At 35.4% G+C, this 6129-nt stretch carries 4 protein-coding genes and 2 pseudogenes; all 6 read left to right on the forward strand.

The features are described from left to right. Positions 1–1364 (forward strand): annotated as a pseudogene (locus AB3X49_RS16085) (sigma-54 interaction domain-containing protein); the annotation flags it as partial. A gap of 269 nt (positions 1365–1633) precedes the next feature. Next, positions 1634–3127: an aldehyde dehydrogenase family protein gene (locus tag AB3X49_RS16090; RefSeq protein ID WP_002064401.1), complete on the forward strand. Its 1494-nt coding sequence runs from the start codon at positions 1634–1636 to the stop codon at positions 3125–3127. After that, entirely contained in the window at positions 3128–4510 is a 1383-nt protein-coding gene (locus tag AB3X49_RS16095) for a putrescine aminotransferase (RefSeq protein WP_367963306.1), read from the forward strand. 194 nt (positions 4511–4704) lie between these two features. Next, positions 4705–5085, forward strand: coding sequence for a GntR family transcriptional regulator (locus tag AB3X49_RS16100; protein ID WP_367963308.1), 381 nt, complete (start codon positions 4705–4707; stop codon positions 5083–5085). Then, entirely contained in the window at positions 5082–5780 is a 699-nt protein-coding gene (locus AB3X49_RS16105; protein WP_002086785.1) for an ABC transporter ATP-binding protein, read from the forward strand. The genes AB3X49_RS16100 and AB3X49_RS16105 overlap by 4 nt, the downstream gene beginning before the upstream one ends. Next, a pseudogene (locus AB3X49_RS16110) lies at positions 5777–6129 on the forward strand (ABC transporter permease); the annotation flags it as partial. The gene AB3X49_RS16105 and the pseudogene AB3X49_RS16110, both read left to right, overlap by 4 nt.

Consider the following 6129-nt stretch of genomic DNA (forward strand, 5'->3'; position numbering starts at 1 on the left):
GATGAAATATTAGTTGTTAATCATAAAGGGGAATTAATTCGTTATAGTGAAACTGTTATCAATGATTTTTGGGGGGGAGTTTGAAAGACCTTTTAGGAAAAAATCTTTTAGAATTAGAAAATAAAGGATTATTCAGTCCGTCTGTTACGCGATTAGTGTTGGAAAAACAAAAAAAGGTATCAGTTGTACAAGAAACAAAAAGCGGAAGAAAAATATTAGCAGTTGGAAACCCTGTATTTAATGAAAACGGAGAGCTTCATCGTATTATTATTGCCTCAAGGGATATTACCGAAGCAACGAGATTGAAGACGGAATTACATGAAATAAAGAAGATATCAGAGCAATATAAGAAGGAGTTAGATGACTTTAAAAATAAAGATCGTTTTCTTAAGAAGCTTATTTACTGTAGTCCGAAAATGGAGCAAATTATTAACCAAGCTAAAAAAATAGCAGATTTTTCTTCCAATGTTCTTATTTCTGGAGAATCTGGTGTCGGAAAAGAAGTAATTGCTCAGGCAATTCATCAACTTGGAAACCGATCTTCAAAGCCATTTTTAAAATTAAATTGTGGTGCAATTCCAGAAACTTTGCTAGAAAGTGAACTATTTGGTTATACGAAAGGTGCTTTTACAGGAGCCGATAAAAATGGAAAAGAAGGATATTTTAAGCGGGCGGATCAAGGTATTTTATTTTTAGATGAAATTGGAGAAATGCCTTTACATTTGCAAGTGAAATTGCTTAGAGTCTTGCAAGAACAAGAAGTAATTCCTATTGGAAGTACAATCCCTACGAAAATAAATGTACAAATTATTGCTGCTACAAATAAGAGTCTTGAAAAGATGGTGGAATCTGGAACATTCCGTGAAGATTTGTTTTATCGGCTAAATGTAATTCCGTTGCGAGTGCCTCCTCTACGAGAGCGAATGGAAGATGTTCCGGTACTTGCCTTTCATTTCTTGCAACAGTTAAATGAAAAATATAATAAAAATTATCATTTAACTCCAGATGCGCTTAGCTTACTAGAGTTTTACTCATGGCCAGGAAATGTACGTGAATTACAAAATATGATTGAACGTTTAGTAGTATCAGCAGACGATCCAGTAATTGAAGCGGAGTTTGTTAGTAAGTTTTTAACAACTGGTTATGACTTTAAAAAATCAAAACCAGTTATTACAAGAGTATTACCATTACAAGAAGCACTACATTCTGTAGAAGAACAATTGATTTTACTTGCAATGAAGCAGTATAAAACAACGACTAAGGCTGCAAAAGCTCTTGGAATCAGCCAATCTTCAGTGAGTCGTAAATATCAAAAAATTGTTAGTGAAAAAGGGATAGCGGCTGATATCATCTCTTATTCCTAAAAAAGGAGAAGGTCACATAGACTTCTCCTTTTTGTGTGCGCTCAGCATGTGCATATTCTCTAGGAGTCAAGTCCCGCGTGGTGAAGGCGGTAGCGGAAATGATTAACATTCCGTTTTATGCAAAATGGAATAGTGTATGCGAGAGTGCATAAATTGTTTATTGTTTTTAAGAAAATAGTCAGTTTATGTATGATTCCTTTGGATTTTAAATATTGGCATGAAAATTGCTTATAAATATATAAACGATCGATGAAGGGGGATTCAATATAGTGCTAGATTTAAAAATGTATGTAAACGGTGAATGGAGAGAGTCTAGTAATCAAGAGAAAAGAACGATTATTAACCCTGCGAATGGCAAGGGTATAGCATATGCACCTGAGGGAACGATTGAGGATGCAAAATACGCGATAGAAGTGGCAAGAACGGCTTTCGATAGCGGAATTTGGTCAGCAACATCCACTGCTGAAAGGGCATCATATTTATTTAAAATAGCAGATGAAATTGATAAAAATATGGAAGAATTAGTATACCTTGAAACAATGGATAATGGAAAAACGTATCGTGAGGCAGAAGGAGATATTGGAGATGCAGCGGCTTGTTTTCGCTATTATGCCGGATTGATTACAAAGCCAGATGGTCAAACATATCATGTAGCCGATCCGATGCAAGCGATGGTTGTAAGAGAGCCAGTTGGTGTTTGTGGATTAATTGTTCCATGGAATTATCCGCTATTGATGAGTGTATGGAAAATTGCACCTGCTTTAGCAGCTGGAAATACAATTGTGTTTAAACCTTCTGAAGTGACACCAATCACTGCAACAAAGCTATTCGAAATCCTTGAAAAAGTAGGGCTACCAAAAGGTGTTGCCAATATGGTAATGGGGGCTGGTCCAATAGTAGGGAATGAAATTGCAGCGAGTAATAAAGTGGATATGATTTCCTTCACAGGTGGAACAAAAACAGGTAAGCACATTATGAGAACAGCGGCTGATAATATGAAAAAGATTTCGTTAGAACTCGGAGGGAAATCTCCAAATATTATTTTTGCAGATGCAGATTTTGAGACCGCTATTGATTATGCTCTATTCGGTATTTATGCAGGTAGCGGACAAGTATGTTCAGCTGGATCAAGAATCCTTGTCGAAGAAAATATTTATGATAAATTTGTTAATAGTTTTGTAGAGCGAGCACAGCAAATTAATGTTGGGCCTGGTGATAATCCAGAATCAGAAATGGGGCCACTTGTAAGTCAAGAACATATGGAAAAAGTATTACGTTATATTGAAATTGGGAAAGACGAAGGTGCAAACGTTGCTTGCGGAGGTAGACGAATAATGGAGGATGGAAAAGGTGATGGTTTCTTTATTGAACCAACAGTCTTTGTCAATGTAAAACCTGATATGCGTATTGTCCAGGAAGAAATCTTCGGTCCTGTTGTAGTAATTCAAAAGTTTAAAGACGAACAGGAAGCAATTGAGTTGGCAAACGGTACAGACTATGGTTTGGCTGGAGGAGTATTTACAGTCGATGGTGCAAAAGCAATGCGTGTGATTCGCAAACTTCGCGCAGGAATTACGTGGATTAATAGTTATCATCCAACATATAATGAGGCACCTTGGGGCGGATATAAGCAAAGTGGTATAGGTCGTAGTCTAGGAACGTTTGGTTTAGAAGAATTTCAAGAAATTAAGCAGATTAATATAAATCTAGAAGTAGAACCAATAGGCTGGTTTGCAAATAAAAAAAATGTAGGAGTGAATTAGATGGGAACGAACGTAGAAAATAAATTGAATGAGAAAGATGTAAAAGGTTCAAATATAAATGAGTATATTACGAAAGTACTACAGTTAATTGAAAAAGAAAAAGTATCTGAAGAAGAGGCAAATTGGATTCAAAAAGAAACAGTAGACGGATTTAGAGAGCATGTGAATCCTGGTTTTCTTGCTTATAGAAAAACAGTAACAAAAGATGGACAATTTGCAGCAGTAGAATGGTTAGATGAAGGATCTTGTTTCATGGATATTAACGGTAAAAGATATATTGATTGTTTAGGTGGATTCGGAATTTATAATGTTGGTCACCGTAATCCGAAAGTGGTAAAAGCTGTGACAGATCAATTAAAACGTCAAGCATTGCACAGTCAGGATTTACTGGATCCACTTCGAGCAATGCTTGCAAAGATTTTAGCGGATATTACACCTGGTGATTTGAAATATGCCTTCTTTACAAACAGTGGTACAGAAAGTGTGGAGGCAGCACTAAAACTAGCAAAAATGTATAGTGAACGAACAACGTTCATTGCTACAACTCGTGCCTTCCATGGTAAGAGTCTTGGTTCCTTATCCGGAACGGCAAAAGGAATGTTCCGTAAGCCATTCTTACCATTGATTCCAGGTTTTCGCCACGTTCCATTTGGCGATATTGAGATGATGAGAAAAACATTTGAGACATGTGCATTAGTAGGAGAAGATGTTGCAGCAGTTATTTTAGAACCAATTCAAGGAGAGGGCGGTATTATTTTACCTCCAGAAAATTATTTGAAACAAGTACGAGAGCTTTGTGATGAGTTTGGATCACTCCTTATTTTTGATGAAGTACAAACTGGAATGGGACGTACAGGAAAAATGTTTGCTGCAGAATTATATGATGTAGTGCCGGATATTATTTGTCTTGCGAAGGCGTTTGGTGGAGGTGTAATGCCAGCGGGAGCTATTGTTGCGAAAGAAACAGTATTCAAAAGTTGGTTTGAAAATCCATTTATGCATACAACGACATTTGGAGGAAATCCTCTTGCATGTGCTGCTGCAATTGCAACAATCCATGTATTATTGGAAGAGAAATTACCGGAACGAGCTATGGAAGTTGGGGAGTATTTCTTAAATGGATTGAAACAAGCTGCAGAAGGGCACGAAGATAAAATCTTTGAAATTCGTGGTCAAGGTTTAATGATTGGGATTGAATTCCATAAAGACGAGATTGGTTATGAAGTGTCAAAGGCGATGTTTGATCAAGGTATTCTTGTTGCGGGAACATTAATTAACTCAAAAACAATTCGTATTGAACCATCCCTTACAATTAGTTATGAAGAAGTAGATACAGTTATTAATACGTTTAAATCTGTGCTAACTCAAGTAAAAGTAAAATAAATTTCGCATAAGGTTATATGTGAATTCAAACGATTGAAACTATAATTAGAATAGATTTACCTGTATTTTATTACAGGAAGGCAGTGTAACGAAAAGTTACACTGCCTTTTTATTACATTTTTTGTTGTTGAGTATTTACATATAATTTGTCTTAGTGTACTATTTAACTAACACACTAAGACAGGAGTGGAGAAATGAAAATCGAGTTTTCTCCAAATATACCAATTTACATTCAGGTAATGGAATACACAAAGAAAGAAATTGTAACGGGTCATTTATTGCCTGGCGATAAAATTCCCTCCGTACGTGAATTAGCGAGTGAATTACAAGTAAATCCAAATACGATTCAACGCACATTTCAAGAACTAGAACGGGATGGAGTTGTTGTAACACGTAGAGGAATGGGGCGATATGTAACGAATGAAGGGGAGAAAATTATGGAGTTGCGAAAAGATATGGCGAAAGAATTACTTCATTCTTTTATAAATGGAATGGACAATTTAGGTTTTTCAGAAGAAGAAATTCTTTCAATTCTTAGTTCTTCATTAAATAAGAAACGGGAGGAGAACGAATGACAGAGCTATTAAAAATAGAAAATCTATGGAAGCGATACGGATTGAAAGCAGTAATCCGGGAATTAAACATAGAGATTACAGAAGGGAAAATCGTTGGGCTTGTTGGAGATAACGGGAGCGGGAAAACGACGTTATTGAAAATGATTGCAGGCTTGCAGCACCCTTCTGAAGGTAGTATTACAATAGATGGTAAAAAGGTAGGATTAGAGACGAAAAAAATCGTTTCATTTATGTCCGATAAGCCAGTCTTTGATGATTGGATGACTGTAAAAGATGCTTTATTTTTCTATAGAGATTTTTATAAAGACTTCGATATTCAAAAAGCAGTAGATACGATTGTGGAATTCAAAATACCGTTAGAAGAAAAAATTAAAGCATTGTCAAAAGGGATGATTGAGAAGCTGCAAATCATTTTAACATTTTCTCGAAAAGCGAAGTTATACGTACTGGATGAACCGCTTGGCGGGATTGATCTCGTTTCTAGGGAGCATGTACTTGAGCTAATCCTTAAATTTTATCGTGAAGATTGTACGCTGCTTATATCAACTCATTTAATAAGAGAAATCGAAAATATATTTGATGAAGTAATCTTTTTGAAAGATGGAGAAATAATATTGCATGAAAATGTGGAAGAACTACGATTTCAAAAGGGGAAAGCAGTACATGAGCTGTTTAAGGAGGCCTATGAGAAATGAGTCAGCTTTTTCTTTATCTGTATAATTGTAATAAGAGAAAAATAGCCATTATTTACTTCGGATTTATTACAGTTTCATTAATTCTTTTATTTAATATGAAAGGAGTTTCAGGAGCTAGAATTTCAGGTAGGCAAGATATAATCATTATTATATTTTTTATCGTACTAGGTATAAATGGATTCGCAATTCTTCTAACAGGTATATCGTCTTTTCGAAAAATGCTAAAAAACTCTATGCTACGTTGTACTTCTATTTCAGCACAAAAGTATATATCTGCAAATATTTTATTTTGTGTACTACTCTTTATGATTTTGCTAGGAATAGGAATCATTTTTCTATACTATTTTTC

It is taken from the genome of Bacillus sp. C30 (genome assembly GCF_040838255.1).
GTDB lineage: Bacteria > Bacillota > Bacilli > Bacillales > Bacillaceae_G > Bacillus_A > Bacillus_A mycoides.